Source organism: Bartonella sp. AA81SXKL, assembly GCF_042196945.1.
GTDB lineage: Bacteria > Pseudomonadota > Alphaproteobacteria > Rhizobiales > Rhizobiaceae > Bartonella.
The window spans coordinates 1-530 of sequence record NZ_JBHIRH010000432.1; the positions used below are offsets into that span (position 1 = coordinate 1).

The 530-nt window shown below is 40.8% G+C and carries 1 pseudogene; it reads left to right on the plus strand.

The annotated features are described in order from the left end of the window. Positions 1–530: pseudogene (locus tag ACFINZ_RS12090) on the plus strand (transporter); the annotation flags it as partial.

The following is a 530-nucleotide window of genomic DNA, read 5'->3' on the forward strand; positions in this document are numbered from 1 at the left end:
TGACAGAAGAAGAGCGACAAGATATTGCCAAAGCCGTTGACGCCTTGGAAAATCTCCCCCATACACAGCGCCCTCTTGGTGCCCTTCAATTGTTTTTTGATAACACATCAAAAGAAGGCATTGCCATACGCTTACAACGCTGGCTCAAAGGCAATGACTTAGGCTGGGTTTTTGACAACGATCAAGACGATCTCAATTTAGACTCTCAATTCATTGGTTATGACATGACCGATTTCTTAGACAATGAAGAAATTCGGCGTCCCTTGATGATGTACCTGTTTAACCGGATTCTCGATCTTATTGACGGGCGACGTATTATTATTGTCATTGATGAATTCTGGAAAGCGCTTGAAGATGATTCCTTCAAAGCGTTTGCGCAAGATCGCCTTAAAACGATCCGTAAACAAAATGGTATGATGCTCTTTGCAACACAAAGTCCAAAAGATGCTTTAAATTCAACGATTGCACACACCATTATTGAGCAATGCCCCACCCAAATATTTTTTCCAAATCAAAAAGCAAATTACAAA